Source organism: Aeromonas sp. 9A (genome assembly GCF_963900955.1).
Lineage (GTDB): Bacteria > Pseudomonadota > Gammaproteobacteria > Enterobacterales > Aeromonadaceae > Aeromonas > Aeromonas salmonicida.
In genome coordinates this window covers 619851-640800 of the sequence record NZ_CAWRFG010000001.1, presented here as the reverse complement: position 1 = coordinate 640800, position 20950 = coordinate 619851, and the positions used below count along the sequence as shown (strand labels likewise).

General features: G+C 60.0%; 20 protein-coding genes and 4 pseudogenes. 12 read left to right on the top strand and 12 right to left on the bottom strand.

Annotated features, from left to right (window positions below; all coding sequences use genetic code 11):
- Positions 1–23: 23 nt before the first annotated feature.
- Positions 24–314 (top strand): hypothetical protein, encoded by a 291-nt coding sequence (locus AACX78_RS03180; RefSeq protein WP_201302764.1) that lies wholly within the window; start codon positions 24–26, stop codon positions 312–314.
- A gap of 1 nt (position 315) precedes the next feature.
- Entirely contained in the window at positions 316–756 is a 441-nt protein-coding gene (locus AACX78_RS03175; protein ID WP_159165360.1) for a DUF6515 family protein, read from the top strand.
- Between the two features lie 53 nt (positions 757–809).
- Here AACX78_RS03175 and AACX78_RS03170 read toward each other — a convergent pair whose 3' ends face one another.
- Positions 810–1718, bottom strand: a complete 909-nt coding sequence (locus AACX78_RS03170) for an SAM hydrolase/SAM-dependent halogenase family protein (RefSeq protein WP_159165359.1) — start codon at positions 1716–1718, stop codon at positions 810–812.
- 179 nt (positions 1719–1897) lie between these two features.
- Between AACX78_RS03170 and AACX78_RS03165 the strand changes: the two genes are divergently transcribed.
- On the top strand, positions 1898–2356 hold the full coding sequence (locus AACX78_RS03165; protein WP_159165358.1) for a hypothetical protein: 459 nt from the start codon (positions 1898–1900) through the stop codon (positions 2354–2356).
- A gap of 19 nt (positions 2357–2375) precedes the next feature.
- Here the strand turns inward: AACX78_RS03165 and AACX78_RS03160 are convergent, their stop codons facing one another.
- On the bottom strand, positions 2376–3608 hold the full coding sequence (locus AACX78_RS03160; protein ID WP_159165357.1) for an MFS transporter: 1233 nt from the start codon (positions 3606–3608) through the stop codon (positions 2376–2378).
- A gap of 224 nt (positions 3609–3832) precedes the next feature.
- On the opposite strand from AACX78_RS03160, the gene AACX78_RS03155 reads away from it, so the two are divergent.
- Both AACX78_RS03155 and AACX78_RS03150 read left to right on the top strand, forming a co-directional pair.
- A complete protein-coding gene (locus tag AACX78_RS03155) occupies positions 3833–4702 on the top strand; it encodes a LysR family transcriptional regulator (RefSeq protein WP_159165356.1) in 870 nt (289 codons plus the stop codon).
- 196 nt (positions 4703–4898) lie between these two features.
- Complete coding sequence (locus AACX78_RS03150; RefSeq protein WP_159165355.1) at positions 4899–6149, top strand: DEAD/DEAH box helicase; 1251 nt, start codon at positions 4899–4901, stop codon at positions 6147–6149.
- A gap of 89 nt (positions 6150–6238) precedes the next feature.
- Here the strand turns inward: AACX78_RS03150 and AACX78_RS03145 are convergent.
- Positions 6239–7193 (bottom strand): annotated as a pseudogene (locus tag AACX78_RS03145) (hypothetical protein); the annotation flags it as partial.
- Between the two features lie 4 nt (positions 7194–7197).
- Between AACX78_RS03145 and AACX78_RS03140 the strand changes: the two are divergent.
- Positions 7198–7422 (top strand): annotated as a pseudogene (locus tag AACX78_RS03140) (aromatic amino acid transport family protein); the annotation flags it as partial.
- A gap of 49 nt (positions 7423–7471) precedes the next feature.
- Here the strand turns inward: AACX78_RS03140 and AACX78_RS03135 are convergent.
- Positions 7472–8371 (bottom strand): LysR family transcriptional regulator, encoded by a 900-nt coding sequence (locus AACX78_RS03135; protein ID WP_265342324.1) that lies wholly within the window; start codon positions 8369–8371, stop codon positions 7472–7474.
- 106 nt (positions 8372–8477) lie between these two features.
- On the opposite strand from AACX78_RS03135, the gene AACX78_RS03130 reads away from it, so the two are divergent.
- The 3 genes from AACX78_RS03130 to AACX78_RS03120 all read left to right on the top strand — a co-directional run bounded on the left by AACX78_RS03130 (position 8478) and on the right by AACX78_RS03120 (position 11460).
- Positions 8478–9071 (top strand): cysteine hydrolase family protein, encoded by a 594-nt coding sequence (locus AACX78_RS03130; RefSeq protein WP_159165353.1) that lies wholly within the window; start codon positions 8478–8480, stop codon positions 9069–9071.
- A 157-nt stretch (positions 9072–9228) separates the two neighbouring features.
- Entirely contained in the window at positions 9229–10146 is a 918-nt protein-coding gene (locus tag AACX78_RS03125; RefSeq protein WP_159165352.1) for an IS5-like element ISAs4 family transposase, read from the top strand.
- A 546-nt stretch (positions 10147–10692) separates the two neighbouring features.
- The gene (locus tag AACX78_RS03120) at positions 10693–11460 is read left to right on the top strand and encodes an FUSC family protein (RefSeq protein WP_159165351.1); all 768 of its coding nucleotides are present in this window, start codon (positions 10693–10695) and stop codon (positions 11458–11460) included.
- Positions 11461–11558: 98 nt separating this feature from the next.
- Here AACX78_RS03120 and AACX78_RS03115 read toward each other — a convergent pair.
- The 4 genes and pseudogenes from AACX78_RS03115 to aguA all read right to left on the bottom strand — a co-directional run bounded on the left by AACX78_RS03115 (position 11559) and on the right by aguA (position 15441).
- A pseudogene (locus AACX78_RS03115) lies at positions 11559–12163 on the bottom strand (transposase).
- Between the two features lie 61 nt (positions 12164–12224).
- Positions 12225–12451: pseudogene (locus AACX78_RS03110) on the bottom strand (IS1-like element transposase); the annotation flags it as partial.
- A gap of 62 nt (positions 12452–12513) precedes the next feature.
- Positions 12514–14217 (bottom strand): amidase, encoded by a 1704-nt coding sequence (locus AACX78_RS03105; RefSeq protein WP_159165350.1) that lies wholly within the window; start codon positions 14215–14217, stop codon positions 12514–12516.
- A 126-nt stretch (positions 14218–14343) separates the two neighbouring features.
- Positions 14344–15441 (bottom strand): agmatine deiminase, encoded by a 1098-nt coding sequence (aguA, locus tag AACX78_RS03100; protein ID WP_159165349.1) that lies wholly within the window; start codon positions 15439–15441, stop codon positions 14344–14346.
- Positions 15442–15658: 217 nt separating this feature from the next.
- Between aguA and AACX78_RS03095 the strand changes: the two genes are divergently transcribed.
- Entirely contained in the window at positions 15659–16570 is a 912-nt protein-coding gene (locus AACX78_RS03095) for a LysR family transcriptional regulator (RefSeq protein WP_099994364.1), read from the top strand.
- A 224-nt stretch (positions 16571–16794) separates the two neighbouring features.
- Here the strand turns inward: AACX78_RS03095 and AACX78_RS03090 are convergent, their stop codons facing one another.
- The 3 genes from AACX78_RS03090 to AACX78_RS03080 all read right to left on the bottom strand — a co-directional run bounded on the left by AACX78_RS03090 (position 16795) and on the right by AACX78_RS03080 (position 18656).
- On the bottom strand, positions 16795–17472 hold the full coding sequence (locus tag AACX78_RS03090; protein ID WP_005320501.1) for an SDR family oxidoreductase: 678 nt from the start codon (positions 17470–17472) through the stop codon (positions 16795–16797).
- A gap of 21 nt (positions 17473–17493) precedes the next feature.
- Positions 17494–18123 carry a TIGR04219 family outer membrane beta-barrel protein gene (locus AACX78_RS03085; protein WP_059112536.1) on the bottom strand — a complete coding sequence of 210 codons (630 nt, stop codon included), beginning with the start codon at positions 18121–18123 and terminating at the stop codon, positions 17494–17496.
- Positions 18124–18215: 92 nt separating this feature from the next.
- Positions 18216–18656, bottom strand: a complete 441-nt coding sequence (locus AACX78_RS03080) for a copper chaperone PCu(A)C (protein WP_021140449.1) — start codon at positions 18654–18656, stop codon at positions 18216–18218.
- Between the two features lie 89 nt (positions 18657–18745).
- On the opposite strand from AACX78_RS03080, the gene AACX78_RS03075 reads away from it, so the two are divergent.
- Positions 18746–19495 carry an enoyl-CoA hydratase-related protein gene (locus AACX78_RS03075; protein ID WP_059169410.1) on the top strand — a complete coding sequence of 250 codons (750 nt, stop codon included), beginning with the start codon at positions 18746–18748 and terminating at the stop codon, positions 19493–19495.
- Positions 19496–19498: 3 nt separating this feature from the next.
- Here the strand turns inward: AACX78_RS03075 and AACX78_RS03070 are convergent, their stop codons facing one another.
- Positions 19499–19927: a DUF2753 family protein gene (locus AACX78_RS03070; protein WP_159165348.1), complete on the bottom strand. Its 429-nt coding sequence runs from the start codon at positions 19925–19927 to the stop codon at positions 19499–19501.
- A 305-nt stretch (positions 19928–20232) separates the two neighbouring features.
- On the opposite strand from AACX78_RS03070, the gene AACX78_RS03065 reads away from it, so the two are divergent.
- A complete protein-coding gene (locus AACX78_RS03065) occupies positions 20233–20895 on the top strand; it encodes a CatB-related O-acetyltransferase (RefSeq protein WP_159165347.1) in 663 nt (220 codons plus the stop codon).
- Positions 20896–20950 lie beyond the last annotated feature (55 nt).

Below are 20950 nucleotides of genomic sequence, written 5' to 3'. Positions count from 1 at the left end.
ATTCACCCGGATGGAGTCATCCCATGTCATGCAAAGCCCTCCTATTGCCCCTGCTGCTCGGCAGCCTGTCTGTGCACGCCAGCGACATGCAGCCTCCCCTTCCCGATCGCCCCGGCGCTCATATGCCGCCACCCTCGGTTCTCTACCAGGCCAGCAAGCAGAGCAAGGATCCTCAGACGACTGCTCAGGAGCTGTTCAAGAACATCCCTGCCGCCGAGACAGACAAACGCTATGAGGTGGTGATCAGTGTGCGGGAGTTGCCGCCGCAAGCCATCCGGGCCCAGCCCACCACTGCCCCGCTCAAGGGCCAATAAGGTGAACAAGGATCGCTTCTGGCCCTGGGCGCTGGCGCTGTTCATCACCCTTCCTGCGCTCGCGGGCCCGGGCGAGATGGGCAGACCGGGCGGCCCGCCGGGACGAGACATGTCACCTTCCGCCCTCCGCCATGGTCACTATGCGGGCCCCTGGTCAGCTCCAGCGCCGGGCCATCGCATCGACAGGCTGCCAGGCGGGGTGGAGACCATATTACTGGCGGGGCTCACCTACTATGTGCTCGGCGGCATCTATTACCAGCAACAGGAGAGCCACTATGTGGTGGTCACGCCACCCACTCAAGCCATCTTGGTGCAAACGGAGACCCACCTCATCCCGCTGGATCTGGATGGTCGCCGCTACTACGTCAGAGACGGCCACTACTATCAGCGGGAGATTGACGGGCACTACACGGAAGTGCCGCCCCCCGCCGCGCTGCGGTAAGCAGCAACAAAACGGGCGCCAAGGCGCCCGTTTTTATGTGTGTCAGCGGATGATCATGAGCACTTTTTCAAACTGATATGCCAGTTGGCACCCGACTGCACCTGATGTTTGGCGGCGAAGCTGTCCATGTTGAGGGCGACCGAGACCTGCAACAAGCTGTTGAGGTAGACCAGCGGCTGGCCTTCCGGCACGTCGCCGAAGCTGCTGACATAAGGGGCCTTGCCGTCATACCTGACCACATCCCCTTCACTGATCTTGATACAGGCCTTGTCCCCCTTGTTGACCCCCACCTGGGTCAGCAGTGTCTCGTCGATATTGGTCCAGACGTTGCCGTACTGCACATCCAGGATCGGGATTGTGCCCTTGAGGGTGCCATCTTTCTCGGCCACAGCCGGCTGGTAAGGGATCTTCACCACGTCGGCGGGCAGCAGCGGGCCCACCTGCTCATAGCTGATGGCACCAGAGGCGAGCCGTGCGCCCGTATAGGCGTAAACATCGCGGCCGTGGAAGGTGTAAGACTTCTCGGATCCCTTGAGGCGGTTGGTTTTCTCATCGATCTGACGCACAGCGTCTATGCCGAAGTGCTCGGCCACCAGGGTCAGGGTGCCGTTATCCGGGGTGACTATGTAGTGGCCACTCCTGGTCTTGAGCACCACAGAGTGGCGATCTGTGCCCACACCGGGATCTACCACGCTGACAAACACAGTGCCCTTGGGCCAATACTGCAGGGTCTGATAGAGGCGGTAAGCCCCTTCCCAGATGTTGTAAGCCGGTATCTCGTGGGTCAGATCATAGAGCGGCAGAGTGCGGTCCACACCGAAGGCAACCCCCTTCATGGCTGACACTGCGCCATCTTTGAGGCCAAAGTCGGTCTGGATCACCAGTGCCTCGTTGGCGGCGGCGATGCCGCTGGTCAGCAGGAGGGCGAGCGCAAGGGCCCGGGGAGCGGTACGAATATCCATATCAGAACTCCTGAATCGTGATAGATGAACAAAATAGCCATTTAGACATCCAGAATGCCACCTATCATTAGCATTGCAAGTCGTTTCACCTGTATGGGGGAAACAGAAAAGCACTCGCCAGTGCATGCTGGCGGGTGTATGGATAGGCTTTGCCGTGACGGGATCACAGAGGAAGCAACATGACCAGACCCCAAGCCCCCACCCTGGCGTTGAATCTGGGTGAACAGATCAGCAAGGTGCTGATCACCCAGGCCGATGGCATCACCATCACCTACAAGCTGGCATTTGGTCTCGACGCCATGACGCCGGGGCCGTTTCGCCAGGATCCGCCGACGGCGCACGAGCTGGAACGGGCCATCATGGTGGTGGAAGATGCGCTCATGCCGCTGGCGGCCCGCATTCCGGCCCACGAGCTGGTGACGCTGCACAGCCCGATCCCGCTGGCTGGCGAGCTCGGCAGCCATGAGCTGAGTCGGGAGAGCATAGAGCAGCTGTTCGGCCAGTTTGCCGCCATGGTGGAAGGGGACCCACTGGCGGCGGCCCACTTGCCCAAGGGGCGGCACTTTGCCGCCGTTTTGTTGATCCTGCGGGAATGGATGCACCACCTGGATGCCAAACGGGTAGTCGTGGCGGAGTAAGTGCTGGCGGATAAATGGCTCAGGCCGCGGCTCGCTCGAAGCGGGTTCGCGACACAACCCAGGCCAGCCCAAGGCTGATCAGAATGCTGCCGACGGCAAGCACATCCACCGCTGCCAGCAGGCCGACGCTGTCGCTCACCCAGCCCAGCAGCACAGGTACCCAGTTGGCCACATAGGCGATCACATAGAAGAGCGACACCAGCCGGGCGTGGCTGGAGCTGGGGGCAATGCGATTGACCAAAGTCGCGCTGCCGACAAAGGCGGCGCCCTGGGCATAACCGGACACCAGCAGCCCGAACCCTGCCAACCACAACGACTGATAGTGAACGGCGCCGGTAAACAGCAGCACGCTGAGCGCCAGGGCAAGGCAGCCGCTCTGCAGTGTGTGGCGGGCATCGAGGCGGCGAGCCCATAGCTGGCACAGGCCGGAGAACACCAGATAGGCTGCGATGAGATAGCCGAACAGGCCGAGATCCCGCATCCCCAGCAACTGGCTCGCCACCTTGGGGCCGATTGCCAGCAGACTGGCCGCCACCGCCCAGGTGGTAAACAGAGCCACGGCGCAGAGGAAGAACGCCGCCCCCGTGGCTTTGAGCCCCTCCCCCAAGGAGCCCTTGCCCTGCCCCGATGCCACTGGCGGCTGCGCTCGTGCGCTGGCGGGCCAGCTCAGCACAACGCCGACCATGGCGCAGGTCGCCAGCCCCATGATGAGCAGGAAGGGCAGTTGAGTCGGATAGAAGTCCAGTTGCAGCGCCAAGCCGCTGAATACCGGGCCGAGCGCCAGCCCGACGGTGAAAGAGAGGGTCGCACTGAGCGCCGCCCGCTTGCCGCCATCCCGGGGACCGAAGCGCAGCAAGGCCACATTGGCGGCGCCGGTCAGCGCACCCGTGCCAATGCCAGCCAAGACCCGCGCCAGCAGCAGCGACCAGAACGAATCGGCCAGGGAGAAGAGCAGGGCTCCCCCCAGCACCGCCAGCAGCGCAGGCAATATCATGGCACGCAGGTCCGTCACCCGGCCTGCCAGATTGCCCACTCCGAACAGCGAGATCAGCACGCCGGCCGCATAGCCACCATAAATCAGGGTGAGGCTCACATCGCTCAACGCCAGCATCTGCTGATAGTGGGGATAGAGCGGCGTAGGCACGCTGCTGTTGAGCAGCGCCGACATCAGGGCCAGCGGCAGAAACAGTAGAATGGCGCCATGGGCAGCGCCCGACTGGCAGGGCCCGGGGGTAGACAAGGGTGATGACATGCACGGCTCCGATGGGCGCGGGGCCAAACCCCGCTGGTGAGAGGCGGCCATGATAGCGCCCGCACAGCGCCGCCGACAGCAGCACAAATGCATCATGCGGCTTCAATAATGCATGCGATCGGCATCTATTTGCACGCACACCAGGGCACACTTGGCTTGTGATCCCGCCTGTGCTGGCTTCTAATGGGCTCGCCCCAGCGGGGGGAACTTGAGTGGGAGGCTCGATGATCAACTGGGATGACGCGCGTTTTTTTCTGGCATTGGCAAGACAGGGCACACTGCGTGGCGCGGCCGGGGTGCTGGGGGTCGATCAGGCTACCGTCGGGCGACGCATCACGGCGCTGGAGCAGAATCTGGGCTCCAAACTCTTTATCCGCACACCAAAACTCTATGATCTGAGCCCGCTCGGCGAAACCATGCTGGCCGATGCCAGCGCCATGGAGCAGGCCATCCAGGCCATAGAACGCAAGGCAAGCGCAGGGGATCAGAGCCTGTGCGGCGAGGTACGCATCGCCACCACCGACACCCTGGCACAAGCCTTCGTGCTGCCTGCCCTCACCCTGCTGCGCGAGCGCCATCCCGGCATTCGTCTCAGCCTGCAGACGGCGGTCAACGTCAGTGATATCGCCTGTCTCGAGGCCGATCTCGCCATTCGGGGCCTGCGCCCCGACAACGACGAGCTGGTGATCAAGCGCCTCACCACCATAGAGATGGGGCTCTACGCCTCTCACGACTATCTGGCCAGACACGGCACGCCCAAGTGCGGCCTCGGCCTGAGCCAGCATGCCCTGCTGCTGTTTGCCAAAGAGCTGGTCTCCCGCCACTGGCACAGCCTGTGCGGGGAGCCGCTGCACGAGCCGAATGTGGTGCTGCAGTGCAATGCCCAGCTGCTGTTGTTGGCGGCGGCCCGTCAGGGGCTGGGGATAGCGCTGCTCTCCACCTTTCTGGCAGACAAAGAAACCGAGCTGGTACGGGTGCTGCCCGCCCTCAGCGATCCGGTCGATATCTGGCTGGTGCTCCACCCCGACCTGCAGAAGGCCAGCCGGGTACGCGCCGTAGTGGATGTGCTGGAAGAGGTGTTTCACTGCCGTTAACCAGCACAGCGTGTTCCAGCACAGGGAGCTGCTCGCCATGGCGCAGCTCCCGAGCCCGAGCAGGGGAATATGGCGAGGGATAGAGGCCAGTCCCCTCCCCGCCTTCTGCCCATGCCCCCGCTTCTGTTAACATGCCGGCCACTATGATTGTTTCCATCGTGGCCCTGGCCGCGATAACCCCACACTGGTGCCTTCTATGTCCATTGCCTCCTTTGCCGAACTGGCCCTCTCCACCCGTTTGCAGCAGACTCTGAGCGAGCTCGGTTATGCCGCGCCCACTCCCATTCAGGCTCGCGCCATCCCCGTCATTCTGGCGGGGCGGGATCTGATGGCGGGGGCTCAGACCGGCACAGGCAAGACCGCTGCCTTCGTGCTGCCGCTGTTGGAGCAACTGATGCAACACCCGGCGAGCGACGCTCCCCGCCCGATCCGCGCCCTGGTGCTGGTGCCGACCCGCGAGCTGGCGGTGCAGGTCTTTGATAGCGTGGTGCGCTACGGGCAAGGTACGGGTCTCATCAGCGCCCTGGTCTACGGCGGGGTGAGTATCGCGGCGCAGGTGGAGGCGCTGAAAGCCGGTGTGGATCTGCTGATCGCCACGCCGGGCCGGCTGCTCGACCATCTGCGTCAGGGGGCCTTAAGTCTGGCCGCACTGCGCCATCTGGTGTTTGACGAGGCGGATCGCATGCTCGACATGGGCTTTATGGACGAGATCAAAGCGCTGCTGAAACAGATACCGGCGGATCGCCAAACCCTGCTGTTTTCGGCCACCTGCGATGACAACCTGTTTGCCTTGAGCAAGGTGCTGCTGCGTGACCCGGAACTGATCGAAGTGGCCCCGCGCAACACCACGGCGGCCGAGGTGGAGCAGCGGGTCTATGCGGTGGATGGCGATCGCAAGCTGGCGTTGGTGGAGCACCTGATCAAGGTGAAGGGCTGGGCGCCTGTACTTATCTTCAGTCGTACCCGGCAGGGGGCCGACAAGCTGGCCCAGCAGCTGGGCAAGGCGGGCATCAATGCGCTGGCTTTCCATGGCGATCTGTCGCAAAGCGCGCGGGAGAAGGTACTGCTGGAGTTTCGTGCCGGCACCCTACAGGCGCTGGTTGCCACCGACGTGGCGGCCCGCGGCCTCGACATCAGTGACCTCAACTACGTGATCAACCTCGAATTCCCCTTTGTGGCCGAGGATTACGTCCACCGTATCGGTCGCACCGGCCGCGCAGGCAACAAGGGGCTGGCCATCACTCTATTTAGCCCGGAAGATGCGCCGCTCTTGGAGAAGGTGGAAGCAGTGCTCGACACCCGATTGCCCCAGCAGTGGTTCCCGGGCTTTGAGCCAGACCTCACCCGTTTCGAGCCCGAGCCACGCCGCAGCGGCAAGGCAGCCCAGAAGCAGCGTGCCAGAAAGCAGGCCCTCGGCGGCAACAAGAGTGGCAAGGGCCAGCGTTAAGCCGCCTCAACGCCGCCCATAAAAAACGCCCGCATGGGCGTTTTTTATTATCCAATACAGACCAGCGCCACCCTTGGCTACTGAACACCCTAGCGGGTCGCCAGCACCAATGGCAGGGATTTCAGGATCTGCCGCTCCGCCAGGGTGGAGAGAATAAACATCGCCATATAACCGAGACCGAGCGCCACGATAATGGCCACCACATTGGTGGTGAAGCGGGCTACCAGATAGTAGGCCGCCACCAGCGCCACTATGCCCGCCAGCCGGATCAGCAGGCTCTGGGTAAAGTGGCCGTGGGCCTTGATATAGGCGAGCTGATAGCCGTTGAGCATCATGAAGATGAAGAAGATGGAGAAGTGGAACAGCACGGGCACGGCCCCCCCGTATTCGGCCGGGAACAGCAGCAACACCAGCGGCTTGCCCGCCAGCAGCATCAGCACAAAGAACACCAGGCTGACGATGGCGGAGAGACGGAAGATCCAGCGGCGGATCATCCTGATCTGGCGGTGATCACCGTTGCGCAGATTGACCGCCAGCTCTGGCAGCACGAAGCGGTAGATGGGGAAGACAAACAGCAGCGTCATATAGGTGAAGATGGGGCGCACCACCACCTGGAAATCCCCCAGCTCGTCGATGCTGAAGTGGCGTATGGTGAGCAGCACTGTGATGTAGATCATCAGGATACTGGCCCCCGCCTCGAGGGACGCGGTAAAGCTCTTCTTCACATAGCTGCGCATCTCCGGGCCGAGCGCCACCCTGGCGAGCGGTCGGGTGGCGATAAAGATACATATAGAGGGCAATGCCCAGCGACGAGAGCGTCAGCCCATAGAAAAGCGACGAGAGTGCATCCATCCCCAGCCCGAAGTTGCAGGCCATAAACATCAGGGCGTTGGCGAGCGGCTCCAGCCAGGTGACCTTGTTGGAAATGTCATACATGCGGTACATGGCCACCAGATTGGTGAAGTAGACCTTGAGCCCCAGCCCGAAGATGATCCCCACCAGTTGCAGGTACTCCACCCGGATATGGAGCCCGTGCTTGATATAGCACGTGCCACCCCTGCTTTTCGCCCTCTACTTTCCCCAAGGGTTTATCATGGCGCTGGGCTATGCCGCCATCGCCCTGGCCGTGCTGGCGGTGCTGCTGCCGGTTGTCCTGGTGTGGCAGGCACGCAAGGCAGGGGTACAGGGGGCGTACAGCGCCCCGGGCGGTAACCTGGCTCTGGCCGGCGCCGCCACTCTGGGGGGGCTTATCGTCGCCGTACAGATTGGCGTCTCGGCGGACGGCTACCGACCCTGTGAGCCTAATGGCGTGCGGGTAAGACTCACACGCCATCATCCTCTTGCCACCCACGTTCACACTCTTTCACCTCCTGCTGTAGCCACTCCAACACCTGCCGAGCAGGCTTACTCAAGCCGCCAGGTGTATGCACCACCAGATGATGAGCACCGGCCACCACCGCATCCCCCAATTGGACCAACAGCCCTGCCTCCAGTTCTTCGACCACAAAGAGATGATGGGTCACCAGAAGGCCCAAGCCCGCGATGGTTGCCTGAATCGCCAGAGGCGAGCTTTTGAACATCAGGCTATGCTCGCTAGCCTCCAATCCGCTGACCCCAAGCCAGATTGACCAATCCCTCTCCCGGAGTGGGTCATTCACGCAAATACGAGGCAAATGGCTCAGCAGATGCTCAAGAGGCAGTGGCTGTGTGTCGCGTGCCGCGACCAAGATCAGTCTCTCAGGACACAAGGGGTAGGTCTCGTATATTTCCAGAGCTGACGGTTCGCCACTCACTAGCGCCATATCTAGGCCACCGCTGCGGCCGACCAGCTCATCATTGCGGTAGGTGCTAAGACGCAACGCGACATCAGGTAGATCTCTCTGTAAGGCAGGCAGGCGCGGGATCAGCCAACGCAGCGCCAGCGTGGGTGCCACATTGAGTCTAACCTCTCCCTCTTGCGTCTTCATGATCTGGTGAGTCGCCTGAGAGATCCCCCCCAGCGCCTCCTCTACCGCCACCAAGAAGCGGCGGCCAGGCTCTGTCAGACGCATGCCCCGGGTATTGCGATCCAGCAGCTTGCATCCCAAAAATGCCTCCAGGCTCTTGAGACTCTGGCTGACGGCTGAGTGGGTGAGGCAGAGCTCATCGGCAGCCTGACTGATGCTTAAGTGACGACAAATGCTGATAAATACCGGCAATGTTTTGAGTGGAGGAAGAGGCATCGCGTTTGATTTGTTAGATTTACTTACATAGTGTTCACTATATGTCGATTCTCAAACCCCTCGCAATCAGTACATTTGTATTACAAACCAACCAAGGAGGCATCCCATGACGCAGACATCCAATCAGGCACTACTTGTCATCGATTTCATCAATGATATCGTTCATCCCCAAGGCAAACTCGCAAGCTGTGCAGCACACAGTGAGGAGCAGCAGGCAATCCATCATGCAAATCAGGCCATCAGTTACGCACGCGAGCGGGGTTGGAAGGTCATCTTTGTTAAAATCGGCTTCGAGCCGCACTACCACGCACAACCAAAACACTCCCCCATGTTTGGCAAGGCGCACCAATACAAGGCGCTTATGCTGGGTAGTATCGGCACCGACTTCCACGAGGCACTGGATGTGGACACGACCAGTGATATCATCATAAGCAAGCCTCGTGTGAACCCTTTTTATGCAACCTCTCTTGAAGCAGTGCTCAGAGCCAATAATGTCTCACACCTCTGGATCTGTGGCGTCAGTACCGAATGGGCGATCCAGTCTGCGGTTCGCGATGCGCATGACAGAGACTATGAGGTCACGGTGCTTGAAGATGCCTGCGCCGCAGGAAACGCGTCACAGCATCAGCACTCGATCACCATGCTCTCTCGAATCGCACGCATCATGACCGTGGAAGAGATGCTCAGCGCCCAACCATGATCGCGCCTAATCAGCCCCTCATTTAAGCGAGGCGTGGCGTGAGTTTAAGTTGAAGCAGGCCATTTTCGAGGCGTTGTTTCCTAAATCGATGCAGCTTGAATGGAACTAATTGAAAACCCAGTGATCTGATCACCACCATCCCCCTCAAGTCTGCATCATGGGCAAAGCGCTTCACCCCATCACCAATTGGCCTCAATACAACAGGTCTCTGATCAACCGTGGCTCTCTCACTTTCTGGGTTGATGCCGAGGCCATGGATAACTGGTTCCACCAAGACCATCACGGAAAACGGGGACGCAGCCAGCTCTACACCGACCAGAGCATCTGTACCTTCCTGATGCTCAAAGGGATTTTCAGCCTCACGCTGCGAGCCACTCAGGGGCTACTCGATTCCCTGTTCGAGCTGATGAATGTGCCGCTGTGTGCCCCGGACTACACCTGTGTCAGCAAGCGCGCACGCACAGTTAAGGTGGCCTATCGGCAGCCCCCCAAGGGGCGGATCACCGACCTGGTTATCGACTCAACGGGTCTGAAAGTGTTTGGTGAAGGCGAGTGGAAAGTCAGAAAACACGGCGCTGAGAAACGTCGAGTCTGGCGTAAGTTGCATCTGGCGGTAGATCCGGTGACTCACGATATCGTGGCGGCAGAAGTGTCGCTGGAGAATGTGCATGACGCAGAGGTGTTGCCGACCTTGCTCAATCCTCTGCGTCGCAAGCTGGGGCGTGTTTACGCAGATAGCGCCTATGACAGCAAAGCCAGCCATCGGTTGATTGCGCGTAAAGGGGCGACGGCGTGTATCCCGCCTCGCAAGAACGCAGGGCTATGGAAAAAGGGCCATCCGAGAAATGAGGCGGTGCAGGTGATGCGCAAGGAAGGGCTGGCGCACTGGAAGAAGATATCGGGGTATCACCGTCGTTCGCTGGCAGAGACAGTTATGTTCCGGTTCAAACAGTTAATGGCAGGCCAAATCACCCTGCGAAAATACAATGGTCAAGTGGGAGAAGTGATGGCGTATGTGAGCGCGATAAACAAACTGAGCACCCTTGGCTTACCTGTAAGAAAGCCCCGATTGTAGCGGTCACCCGGGGCAGGGGAAGTCATGACTTGCTGGCTGATTTGGGAAACAACGCCCATTTTCGACCAAGAATCAGCCTCTGTCACTTGAGTAATAAAACCCCCAGGGCGAGAGCATGTGTGAGCAAAACCACCCAAGATGGACGGTTTGCAAGCCCCCCTGATGCACGCAAAGTTATTTCTGATGCCTCTTTGGCCGATTTGTGCAATTCCCACGTCCAAATAGCTCAATAACATTCGCAATCTCGCCCTGAGAAGGCCCCAGCTTTATATGCGGCTTGTGGAGCCCCTGTGGGCAGTCATTCCGACGGTGCATATTAACATTTGTAGCGAACGCGCTTACATCATGCTTTAAAAATGAGGAAGTGATGAGATGATAACGTGGCGCAAGCTAGACCCGCAGGGAGAGTTACTGCTAACGGCATTGACTCTTTTACCAGGAGTATTCTGCTATCTTATTGCACCAAGCCGTACGGGGTTAGAAATGCTCCTGGTCTGTGTAGCACTTCAGCGGGCAGCAGATGCTCTGGGCTGGGGTAGGCGAGGAATGTTAACGCATCTGCTACTGCTGATGACATCGCTTGCAGTGCTCTCAGTGCTTATTCCCTATCCGTGGCCGTTCGCACTTCTTACAACCGTGCTTGCTATGGGTTGCATAGGAATCAGCCACTGGGGAAACCACTGGCGGTCACTGGGGACCTGGATTTTTATACCCGCTCTCTATGTTGCCTACGACCATCCCAGCTTCCTTCTCGATATTACCGCTTCACCACTCTTGCTTCTTCCCCTGGCAGGGCCATTTTTATTATTGCGCACCAAGAAGCGGGTTGAGATTAAGCAGAGCAGTACCCACTCAATGACAAACACCGTCTATGCCACTGTAGGCCTGGGATGTGCTGTCCTGATCTGTTCGCTCTGGGTCGCCTACCACCGCCCTCCCCACGGGCAGTGGATCATCTGGTCGTCGATGAGTGTTAGCATGGTGGATATATCCGGGATCTATAAAAAGCTCAAAACACGCATCTTGGGAGCATTCACGGGAGGAGGAATTGGCGTTGCGTTAATGGCGCTACACCCTGCGCACTATGTGGCCACGATAGGAAGCCTGCTGATCCCGCTCACATTGGCGATGCGCCCATATGGCGTATCCTTCGCCAGTCGCTGCCTACTGATTGTCATCAGCGCAGGAGCCTTCCAGGGAAGCCAAGCCGTGCTCATTGAACGGGTGATGGAGGTCGTTGCCGGTGGCATCTTGGGTGCCCTCTTTACCCATATCGGCCTGTATCTGTGCCGCCGTCGCCCCGCACTACTGTGATCTGAAAAAGCCGCTAAAAGGCAGGGAGGCATAATGCCTCCCTCTTGGTTCTTTTACCCCCTGGGTGAGGTGTCCTGACAAGATCGGACAGTCCCGGATCAAGTAGCCTGAGCCGTTCTCCAATATCTCTTTGTGAATTCTGCCGAGCTGACATTGCCAAGTCGTGAATGCCGACGTTGGCGGTTGTAAAAAATCTCTATGTATTCCTGAATCGCTGCCTTGGCCTCCGCTCTCGTCTTGAATCTATGGTGATGAACCAGTTCATTTTTAAGACGTTCATCTTCTTGTTGGCGCTGTGACGGTGGACGCTGGCGCCAGTGGTAGAAGCCCGCACGAGAGACCTCCAGCACACGACAGATAACGGAAATGGGATAGAGGTCCTGCTGCTTGGCTATCCACGTGTACTTGGCAGTGACTCCTGAGCAAAGTACGCGGCGGCCTTTTTTATGATGTCGCGCTCCATGTTGGCTTGTGCGAGAGCTTTGCGTAGCTGGGCCACTTCAGCCTCCAGCTCGGCGACAGAACGCGCTCCGGGAATGACCGAGATATCCTTTCCTCCTTTGGCTGCGACCACCCAGTTGCTCAGTGTGCCTTTGGCAATACCCAACCTTCTGGCGGCTTCAGCTTGGCTAAGGCCTTGCTCCAACACCAGTCGAACCGCCTCTGCCCGAAACTCTGGTGAATAGTGTTCTCTCGATTTCATTCAATACCCCCGATTGTCTCATCGTAACAATCGGGACTGTCTGTGAAAATCAGGATACCTCAGTATCACGAACACCTGAGCCGTTGAACGCCATATCAACAATCTTCTCTTTGACGCCAGGCTTGCGGGCTTCATAGGTGTAGGTGAGCTGAAAGACGTGGGGACAGGCAGGGCAACGATAGCGAACATGGCCGGTAGGGGTCTTCCCATGGCGATATACGTGGTCAGAGTTTCAACGAGGACAGTAAACGGTGATGGATGCCATGAAGCTATGAGTCTCAAAGGCACCCATGACACCAGTTCAACCGATTGAAGGCACTGCCCACGGGCTATTTAGCCCCAGTAACCACTCACCCCAACGGTGGTGTCCGTGGCGGCACCCTGCGTTTGCTGCCGGTGGACTCGAAGGCCGAGGCAACGCGCAGCAGCTTGTTGTCGTCATAGGCACGACCGGCGAAGGTCAGGCCCACCGGCATGCCGATATCGGCCATGACGCCCATGGGGACGGTGACGGTCGGCACGCCGAGGTGGCGAATGGCGAGGTTGCCGTTGGCAACCCAGATGCCGTTGCTCCAGGCGATATCGGCGGAGGCCGGATTCACATCCGCGTCAGCCGGGCCGACGTCGGCAACGGTGGGGAACAGCACGGCGTCGAGTTTGAGCTCGTCCATCCAGTCTTCCAAGTCCAGCTTGCGGGTCTTTTCAAGGCCACGCAGGCCATCCGGCACGGAGGCAATCTCGTCAAAACGCTTGAGGCCGCGCTTGGCCATCTTGACGTACTCGTCCATGCCCGCCGCCAGATCGCCCTCGCGGTTCGGCAAGGTGCCCGGATCGTGGGGGAAGATCTTGGGGCCATCCACATCGGCCAATTTATTGAGCTTGGGATCGCCGTTGGCGCGCAGGAAGTCGTCGAATGCCCAACCGGAGAGCTCCCACAGCTCGTCGTTGAGAAACTCAGGTGAAACGATGCCGCGGTTGAACACGGTCGGCGCGCCGGGTCTGTCCCCTTCGCAGTTGGAGACCAGCGGGAAGTCCACTTCGATCACCTCGGCGCCAGCGGCTTCCAGCGCCTGACGGGCCTGTTCCCACAAGGCGATCACCGATGGACGGGTATGGATACGCTGGCCGGTCGGGCCGCCGATGCCGGGGTTTTCGCTGGTGCCAGCCAGTTCATCCTTGTTGATAAACATGCGCGGCACGCCGAGGCGCTTGCCCTTGAGGGCAGAGGCACCGGCGGCCAGCTCAAGATAGGAGGCCGGACGCACCTCGGAGGCCTTGGGGATCTTGACCCAGGGCTGCATGCGCCACAGATCGCCACGGGTATCGGCATCATCGGCGACCACTACGTCGAGCACTTCCAGCAGATCCGCCATGGTGCGGGCGTAGGGCACAACAACATCCATGGTCGGGGTCAGTGGCCAGTTGCCGCGCACCGAAATCACGCCACGGGACGGTGTGTAGGCGCACAGACCGTTGTTGGAAGCAGGGCCACGGCCGCTCGACCAGGTCTCTTCCGCCAGACCGAAGGCGGAGAAGCTGGCGGCTGTGCCGGTACCGGCACCGTTGGAGGAGCCGGAGGCAAACGGCGCTGTCAGGTAGTCGGCGTTATAGGGGCTCTCGGCACGGCCATAAACGCCGCGCTGCATGCCGCCATTGGCCATCGGCGGCATATTGGTTTTGCCAAGGCAGATGGCACCTGCGGCGCGCAGCCGCTCAACGGTAAAGGCATCACGCTGGGCTACCAGATCCTTGAAGGCCGGGCTGCCGGAAGCGGCCGTCAGCCCTTTGACCAGATAGCTGTCTTTGGCGGTGTAGGGGATGCCGTCGAGCGGACTCAGGATCTCACCACGGGCGCGGCGGGCATCAGAATCCTGCGCCTCTTTCAGCGCATCGGGGTTGTGTACCACGACGGCGTTGAGGCGGGTTTGTGTCTCGGGGCCGTTGTAGGCCTCGATACGGGCCAGATAGGCCTTGACCAGTTCGACCGCTGTGGTGCGGCCTGATTCGAGCGCACCGCGCAGCTCGGCAATGGAAACCTCTGTCACTTCGATCATTTGGATCTCCTGTAAAGGGTGACGGTTTGTCATGATGATCGCCGCATCAGCGCCTTCGACCATCACGTCATCAAGAGATAAAACCCCACGGCGTGGGGTTTTGAATGTCTACACTCTTCGGCCAGATTACTGACCAGATGGGATCTGCTGAGTAATGCAGTGGATATTGCCACCGCCCAGCAGGATCTCGCGAGCCGGTACGCCGACCACTTTATGCTGCGGGAAAATCTCTTCCAGAATGCGCTGGGCTTCGCCATCGGTGGCGGCATCCAGCAGCGGGTAAACGATGCGATCGTTGGTGATGAGGAAGTTCACATAGGAACCGGCCAGACGACCTTCAGCCTCGCGCGGCACACCGGTACCGCTCTCGACACCGGCAGACTCCTCTTCAGTGCAGTAGAGCGGGCCCGGCTGGGGCAGCTTCCACACTTTCAGCTTGCGACCCCTGGCATCGACCGCCGCTTCCAGCACCTTGAGGGCTGCCAGGGAGCGGGCGTACTGGGGATCGTTCTCATCGTCAGTCCAGTGCAGGGCCACTTCACCCGGGCGCACGAAGCAGCACATGTTGTCGATGTGGCCGTCGGTTTCGTCCATGTAGACGCCTTCGTCCAGCCAGATAAAGCTCTTCACGCCCAGATAGTCGCGCAGATAAGCTTCGATCTGATCCTTGGTCAGGTGCGGGTTGCGGTTTTCGTTGAGCAGACACTCGGCTGTGGTCATGCAGGTGCCTTCGCCATCGACGTGGATGGAGCCTCCTTCCAGAATGAGCGGCGCGTCGTAGCGATCCATGCCGTGCTGTTCCAGCATCTGGGCCGCCACCTTTTCATCCTGATCCCAGGGATAGTAGAGCCCGCCCTTGTGGCCGCCCCAGGCGTTGAAGCCCCAATCCACGCCACGGCACTCGCCAGCGGCATTGGTCACGATAGTGGGGCCCGTATCGCGGGCCCAGCAGTCATCGCTGGCCATTTCGACCAGGGTCACATGAGCGGGCATGATGGCGCGGGCCTGCGCCATAAACTGGGCGGGCACGCCCATAAAGACAGGGGTGGCCTGCCCTATGGCATCGGCTACCTTGGCGAAGGTGGCTTGCGCGAAGCGACCGGCCTCACGCCAGTTGTCCGGGCGAAACGGCCAGATCATCCAGACGGCCTGCTGGTGTGCCCACTCGGCGGGCATGGTGAAGCCGTCAGCAGCAGGGGTGGAGTCAATAGTCTTGATGCTCATCGCAATATCCTTGCGGGCCTCACAGGGCCGGTAAGAGGGAAAACGGGCGGTCGATCGCCCCGGCAGCGTGCCGGACGGCCCACCAGTTGGTCATCGGCTGCGCAACCGCCTGGCGCACCCGGGAAAAAATGAGTGTGGCCGCAGTGTAAGAAGTTGCGCTCACATCCATCAAATGAATAGGATGGATTGTCCCATAAGCAAGGCAAATAATCCCTCCATGAAACTGCACCAGCTCGACCTCAATCTGCTGCTCGCCTTTGACGCCCTGATGACACAGGGCAGCGTCACCCGCGCCGCCGAAGCGCTGTTTATCAGTCAGCCCGCCATGAGCCACGCCCTCGGCCGGCTGCGCACCTTTTTTGGCGACCCGCTGCTGGTCCGAACCCCGCAAGGCATGCTGCCCACTCCCCGCGCCCAGCGACTGCATCTGGGGGTACAGCAGGCGCTGCGGCTGCTGGAGCAACAACTGAGCGACGAGGAGGTGTTCGAACCGAGCCAGTCCAAACGGCGCTTCGTGCTCTGTACCACTGACTATGTGGAGTGCGTGCTGATCCCGCCGCTTATGCAGCGCCTCAAGAAGCTGGCACCCGGCGTCACCATAGAGATCCGCATACTGCGCGACACGCTGCCGGAAGCCGAGCTGGCGAGCGGCGAAATCGATCTGGTGCTGGGGTTTGACGAATACATGCAGGTGCCGAGGTATCTGGGCAAGGAGACCTGGCTCACCGAGCCCCTGGCCGGTCTGGTGCGAGCCACTCTGGAGCTGGAGGAGGAGCGGATCACCTTGCAGCAGCTTATCGAGATGCCCCATGTGTTCCACTCGCCGCTGGGCACCTCGGAGGCGAGTCTGGATCGCTACCTCAGCACTCAGGGCCACAGCCGCACCATCTCGGTCAACAGCCAGAGCTATATGTCGGCAGCGACCATCGTCAGCCAGAGCGACCATCTGCTGGTGCTGCCGAGCATGGTGGCCGAACTGCTCGCCAACCACTGGCCGCTGAAAAGCCTGCCCCTGCCTGCGGATGTACCGGATTACCACCTCAACTGCGTCTGGCACCCGGTGCATGCACAGCAACCCGCTCTGATATGGCTGAAAGACCTGATGAAAGAACTGGTGAGCCAGCCATAAACAGCTGGCGTGCAAATGGTGTTGGGGAGATTGGCGTAGCGGGAAGGGGTTGAACGGGCGCCTGGCAGGCAGTAGGAAGCAAGGCATTCGAGGAGAAGCAGCCCGTGTTTGACGTGAGGCAACTCGATGCACCATCTGGGCGCTGTGATAAGGCCCGCCGCCCAGAGGTGGGCAGCGGGCCTTGAAGTGCATCACAGCAGTGGCGTACTGGCTGACGACGGGGCCTAGTTGCGACCGATAAAGAGGTCGGTCACATGACAGCTGCTTCTGGCTTCCAGCGCATCCAGCATGTAGGCGGCCGCATCTTCCGGTGTCATGAAACCGCTCGGGTCGACGTGATCCGTGTTGTCCCAGAATTCGCTGCGGATCCCGCTCGGATAGAGGTTCACCAGTCGCAATGGAGAGTCCTTTAGCTCGGCGCGCAAGGACTCCAAAAAGCCGCGCATGCCCCACTTGGAAGCACAGTAGAGACTCTCGTTGGCCTTGCCTACCTGAGCAGCGGAGGAGAGCACATTGGCCAGCACGCCGCCCCTCTCGCCGATGAGGCGTACCGTCTGCTGGGCCACCAGTATGGTGGAGACCAGATTGCTCTCCATCACCCGGCGGATCTGCTCGGCGGTGTAGACACCGACCGGGCCGAACTCGCCAGTGCCGGCACAGTGCAGCACCAGCTCCGGCAGACCACCCCACTCCACGGCGGCGGCAAACGCCACATCCACGTCTTCGTGGTGCGCCAAATCGGCGACTATGCCGATTACGGCGCTCCCGAGCAGCAGTTCCTGCTGCTGCAGTCGCTGATAACGACGCCCCATCATGGAGACTTGATGGCCCCGTTCAACCAGTCCTATGGTCAGGGCTCGGCCCAGACCGGACCCGGCCCCCGTCACTATGATGTGACCCATTATCAGCTCCTGTCAGTCAGATCAGAATGTGAATTCGCCGCCGATGAACCAGCCATCTACACGCTGATCAACGCGATCGAAGTCCATGCTCGCATCACGCCAGCCGGCACGGACCTTGAGAGGTACGGCAGCGAACTTGTAGGAGCCACCCAGACGGTAGTCATAGTTGTCGGCATCCTGCACGCGGGCATCGCCAAAGGCGGCAAAGCCGGTACCCGGAATGCGCACTTCGGCACCGGTGTAAGCCATCAGCACATCCTTGTCATAGGAGTAGTGCTGGGTGTTGAAATCGCCATCGTAACGACGACCGGTCAGGCCCAGATCGATCTGGAACAGGTCGTTGTTGAACAGGCGATAGTAGAGGCTCAGGTCGTAGGCCATCAGATCGTTGTTGAGGGCACCACCGCTGGTACCGAAATCGGAGATCTCGAACTTGGCGTTGGGCAGCAGAATGATACCGTGCTCCAGTTGCAGGTAGCCGCTCCAGTTGTAGTTCTCGTCATAGCTGCCGTTGGCCCCGATACCGTCAATCTGGCCGCTGCCCTGAGCGTTCCATACATCGGCACCGGCAGCGATACGCCAGTCATCAGCGGCCATGGCAGCCTGGCTGAACAAGGCCAGCACACAACCGGCAATCAAGGTCTTCTTCATCATTTCACTCTCTTATGGACTGGAAAGGCCATCATTTTACCCAGTGTGACGGGAATACACAGTGCAAAAAGCTGAACAAGCGTCCATTAATGTCAGTGCTGCATCCCTGCCATGGGTTCAATCGGCTTCACTGGCAGGTTCAATTCCAGCGTCTGGCCATCATCCATGGTCAGGGTCAGCGGGAAAGGAGTGCCTTGTGACAACTCGCGTACCTCGAACAACATCACATGAAAGCTGCCGGGTTTCAGTGCCACTTCCCCCTTGGCCGGGATCGCTATGCTCTCGACCTGACGCATCCTCATGACGCCATTTTCATGCAGATGGGTGTGCAGCTCGGCGCGCCCCACCTCGGGCGAGGCCGCGGCCACCAGCTTCACCGGCTTGTCGGCGTCATTTTTCAGCACCAGAAAAGCCGCGGTATTGGGGGATCCCGGAGGCAACAGGCGCACATAACCATCGACGGCTTCGACCTTGGCCAGGGCCGGTGCGGCCAGACCGAGCGCCAGCAGGGAGTAAAACGCACGTTTAAACATGGTTGAAATCCTTTTATGATGTTGTTAAACGCCGTGAAGCTTACCGCAGCAGTAATCTTTTGGCAGCCTGTGATAACAAGGATTTAGACATGGACCCCATTATCGTTGCCGAGCAGCAGGATGGCTTGCTCACCCTGACCTTCAATCGCCCCGACAAGCGCAATGCCCTCAATACCGACATGTATCGTGCGCTCACTCAAGCACTGCGGCAAGCGACACAAGATGACGCCGTACACGTGTTGCTGATACAGGGACAAAGCGATTGTTTCACCGCCGGCAACGATCTGGCGGACTTCATGGGCAAATCGAGTCTGGATGCCGATGACCCCATACTGCAGTTCCTGCACACACTGGCGGATTTTCCCAAGCCCGTCATCGCCGCCGTCGGTGGCCCTGCCGTCGGGATCGGCACCACCTTGCTGCTGCACTGCGATCTTGTCTATCTGGGGGATAATGCCCGGCTACAACTGCCGTTCGTCGAACTGGGGCTGGTGCCGGAGTTTGCCTCCAGCCTGCTGCTGCCCCGCGCCGTGGGTCATCTGAAGGCGGCGGAACTCTTGCTGCTGGCCGAGGCCATCGATGCTGATGAAGCACTGCGCCTGGGTCTGGCCAACCGGGTAGTTGCCGCCGATGAGCTGCTGGCACTGGCTCGGGATCAGGGATTGAAGCTGGCGGCCAAGCCGCCCAAGGCGCTGCAAAAGAGCAAGGCACTGCTCAAACAGGAGCTGAAACAGGCGGTACACTTCGTCATCGATCTGGAGGCGCGCGCCTTCTCCCTCGCCTTGCAGGGGGAAGAGGCGCAACACAGGATCGCGCAAAGGCTCAAACCCAGGGCCTGATCCTCAGTTGAGACGAAACCGACCTATCAGCTCGCAGCCCTGTACCTTGTCCTGCAGCTGGATCAGTCGGGCGATCTCGGGATTGGGGTGGCGCTTGAGGAAGGAGATGAGCGCCGCCTGGCAGCAACCCAGCTCGCTGACAAGGGACTCGCACTCCCGGTTCGGGCACTGGGGCACCAGCGCCGTCACCAGCTCGGAGGCAAGTTTCAGGTAGCGCAGCTCATAGGCAGGCTCTTCCATGGCGCGCCAGAAATCCGCCAGTCGATGGCAGGTTGCCACCCGCATGCTGGCCAGATCATCCAGATCATCGCTGGCCAGTTCGTACACTTCGGCAAGGGCTTGCTGATAGAGGCAAATAGCCGCACCCAGCGCCCCCGCGCCCAGTGCGTTTTCCGCCTCCAGCATGTAACGCTGCCAGATATGATGGGTCATGCTGATCTCCCGAGTCTATGGGTGGGATCCTTATCATGCCCAGTTGAGAATGAATATCAACCGGACCTTTTGTGCAGGATTTAACCAGCAAGGCGTTCAACCGGTTGGCATCGTCCTTCTCATGTCTTACCATCCGGTCCCATTATCTGGCCTCCACTGTCAGGATCCCCTTTTCATGTTGCGACCCCGTTTACCCCAGGCGCTGGGCTGCTCGACACTGTGCGTGCCCCGCCTGCTGGTCTGGATTTATTAGCTGCGCTCCTCGTGCCATTTATCCCTTTATCCATTGAACGAGGAACACAGCCATGAAGCACTGCCAACACTGGTCGCAGGTCGAGTACCTGCATCTGACGGTGACCAATCCCAACACCAGCCTCAAGGGGCAGCACAGCTACTACTCGGGGGCCTGGGACGGTCCTTTTGAAGAGGAGGCCGTGCGCTATCTGCACGGTGACAGCTGGAGCCGCTCACCCGACACCGGCTGGGAGCCACTCTGGCACATAGACAGGCTCCATATCGGCGACTATGTGCAAATCGCCGCGGGCGTGAAGATCATCATGGGAGGCAACCACACCCACAACCCGGCGTTTATCAGCACCTATCCGTTTGCCGATCCGGATGCCCTCAAGCGCAGCTACCGCCCCGCCGGCGATACCCGTATCGGCAACGATGTCTGGATCGGGATGGACGCCATGATAATGCCGGGGGTCACTATCGGGGATGGTGCCATTATCGCCGCCCGCAGCCTGGTGACACAGGACGTGCCACCTTACTGCATGGTGGCGGGTACGCCCGCCAGGGTGATCCGCCAGCGCTTTGCTGTGCAAGAAACAACACGGCTGCAAGCGCTGGCCTGGTGGGACTGGCCGGATGAGCAGGTGCAAGCCCTGCTGCCGCTGATCCAGCAAGGAGAGGTGGCGCTGCTGGAACAGGCCGCCGCTCGCTGGCACTCAGCCGAACAGGAGTAAAAACACGAGTAAGGGGCGCCTGGGCGCCCCTTACTCGACCTGCCGTTCCCCTGAT

What these genes read in the sequence shown, in the direction of transcription:
- AACX78_RS03180 (WP_201302764.1), top strand. Translation starts at nt 24, where the DNA reads ATGTCATGCAAAGCCCTCCTATTGCCCCTGCTGCTCGGCAGCCTGTCT.
- AACX78_RS03170 (WP_159165359.1), bottom strand. Translation starts at nt 1,718, where the DNA reads ATGGATATTCGTACCGCTCCCCGGGCCCTTGCGCTCGCCCTCCTGCTG.
- AACX78_RS03165 (WP_159165358.1), top strand. Translation starts at nt 1,898, where the DNA reads ATGACCAGACCCCAAGCCCCCACCCTGGCGTTGAATCTGGGTGAACAG.
- AACX78_RS03160 (WP_159165357.1), bottom strand. Translation starts at nt 3,608, where the DNA reads ATGTCATCACCCTTGTCTACCCCCGGGCCCTGCCAGTCGGGCGCTGCC.
- AACX78_RS03155 (WP_159165356.1), top strand. Translation starts at nt 3,833, where the DNA reads ATGATCAACTGGGATGACGCGCGTTTTTTTCTGGCATTGGCAAGACAG.
- AACX78_RS03150 (WP_159165355.1), top strand. Translation starts at nt 4,899, where the DNA reads ATGTCCATTGCCTCCTTTGCCGAACTGGCCCTCTCCACCCGTTTGCAG.
- AACX78_RS03135 (WP_265342324.1), bottom strand. Translation starts at nt 8,371, where the DNA reads ATGCCTCTTCCTCCACTCAAAACATTGCCGGTATTTATCAGCATTTGT.
- AACX78_RS03130 (WP_159165353.1), top strand. Translation starts at nt 8,478, where the DNA reads ATGACGCAGACATCCAATCAGGCACTACTTGTCATCGATTTCATCAAT.
- AACX78_RS03125 (WP_159165352.1), top strand. Translation starts at nt 9,229, where the DNA reads ATGGGCAAAGCGCTTCACCCCATCACCAATTGGCCTCAATACAACAGG.
- AACX78_RS03120 (WP_159165351.1), top strand. Translation starts at nt 10,693, where the DNA reads ATGTTAACGCATCTGCTACTGCTGATGACATCGCTTGCAGTGCTCTCA.
- AACX78_RS03105 (WP_159165350.1), bottom strand. Translation starts at nt 14,217, where the DNA reads ATGATCGAAGTGACAGAGGTTTCCATTGCCGAGCTGCGCGGTGCGCTC.
- aguA (WP_159165349.1), bottom strand. Translation starts at nt 15,441, where the DNA reads ATGAGCATCAAGACTATTGACTCCACCCCTGCTGCTGACGGCTTCACC.
- AACX78_RS03095 (WP_099994364.1), top strand. Translation starts at nt 15,659, where the DNA reads ATGAAACTGCACCAGCTCGACCTCAATCTGCTGCTCGCCTTTGACGCC.
- AACX78_RS03090 (WP_005320501.1), bottom strand. Translation starts at nt 17,472, where the DNA reads ATGGGTCACATCATAGTGACGGGGGCCGGGTCCGGTCTGGGCCGAGCC.
- AACX78_RS03085 (WP_059112536.1), bottom strand. Translation starts at nt 18,123, where the DNA reads ATGAAGAAGACCTTGATTGCCGGTTGTGTGCTGGCCTTGTTCAGCCAG.
- AACX78_RS03080 (WP_021140449.1), bottom strand. Translation starts at nt 18,656, where the DNA reads ATGTTTAAACGTGCGTTTTACTCCCTGCTGGCGCTCGGTCTGGCCGCA.
- AACX78_RS03075 (WP_059169410.1), top strand. Translation starts at nt 18,746, where the DNA reads ATGGACCCCATTATCGTTGCCGAGCAGCAGGATGGCTTGCTCACCCTG.
- AACX78_RS03070 (WP_159165348.1), bottom strand. Translation starts at nt 19,927, where the DNA reads ATGACCCATCATATCTGGCAGCGTTACATGCTGGAGGCGGAAAACGCA.
- AACX78_RS03065 (WP_159165347.1), top strand. Translation starts at nt 20,233, where the DNA reads ATGAAGCACTGCCAACACTGGTCGCAGGTCGAGTACCTGCATCTGACG.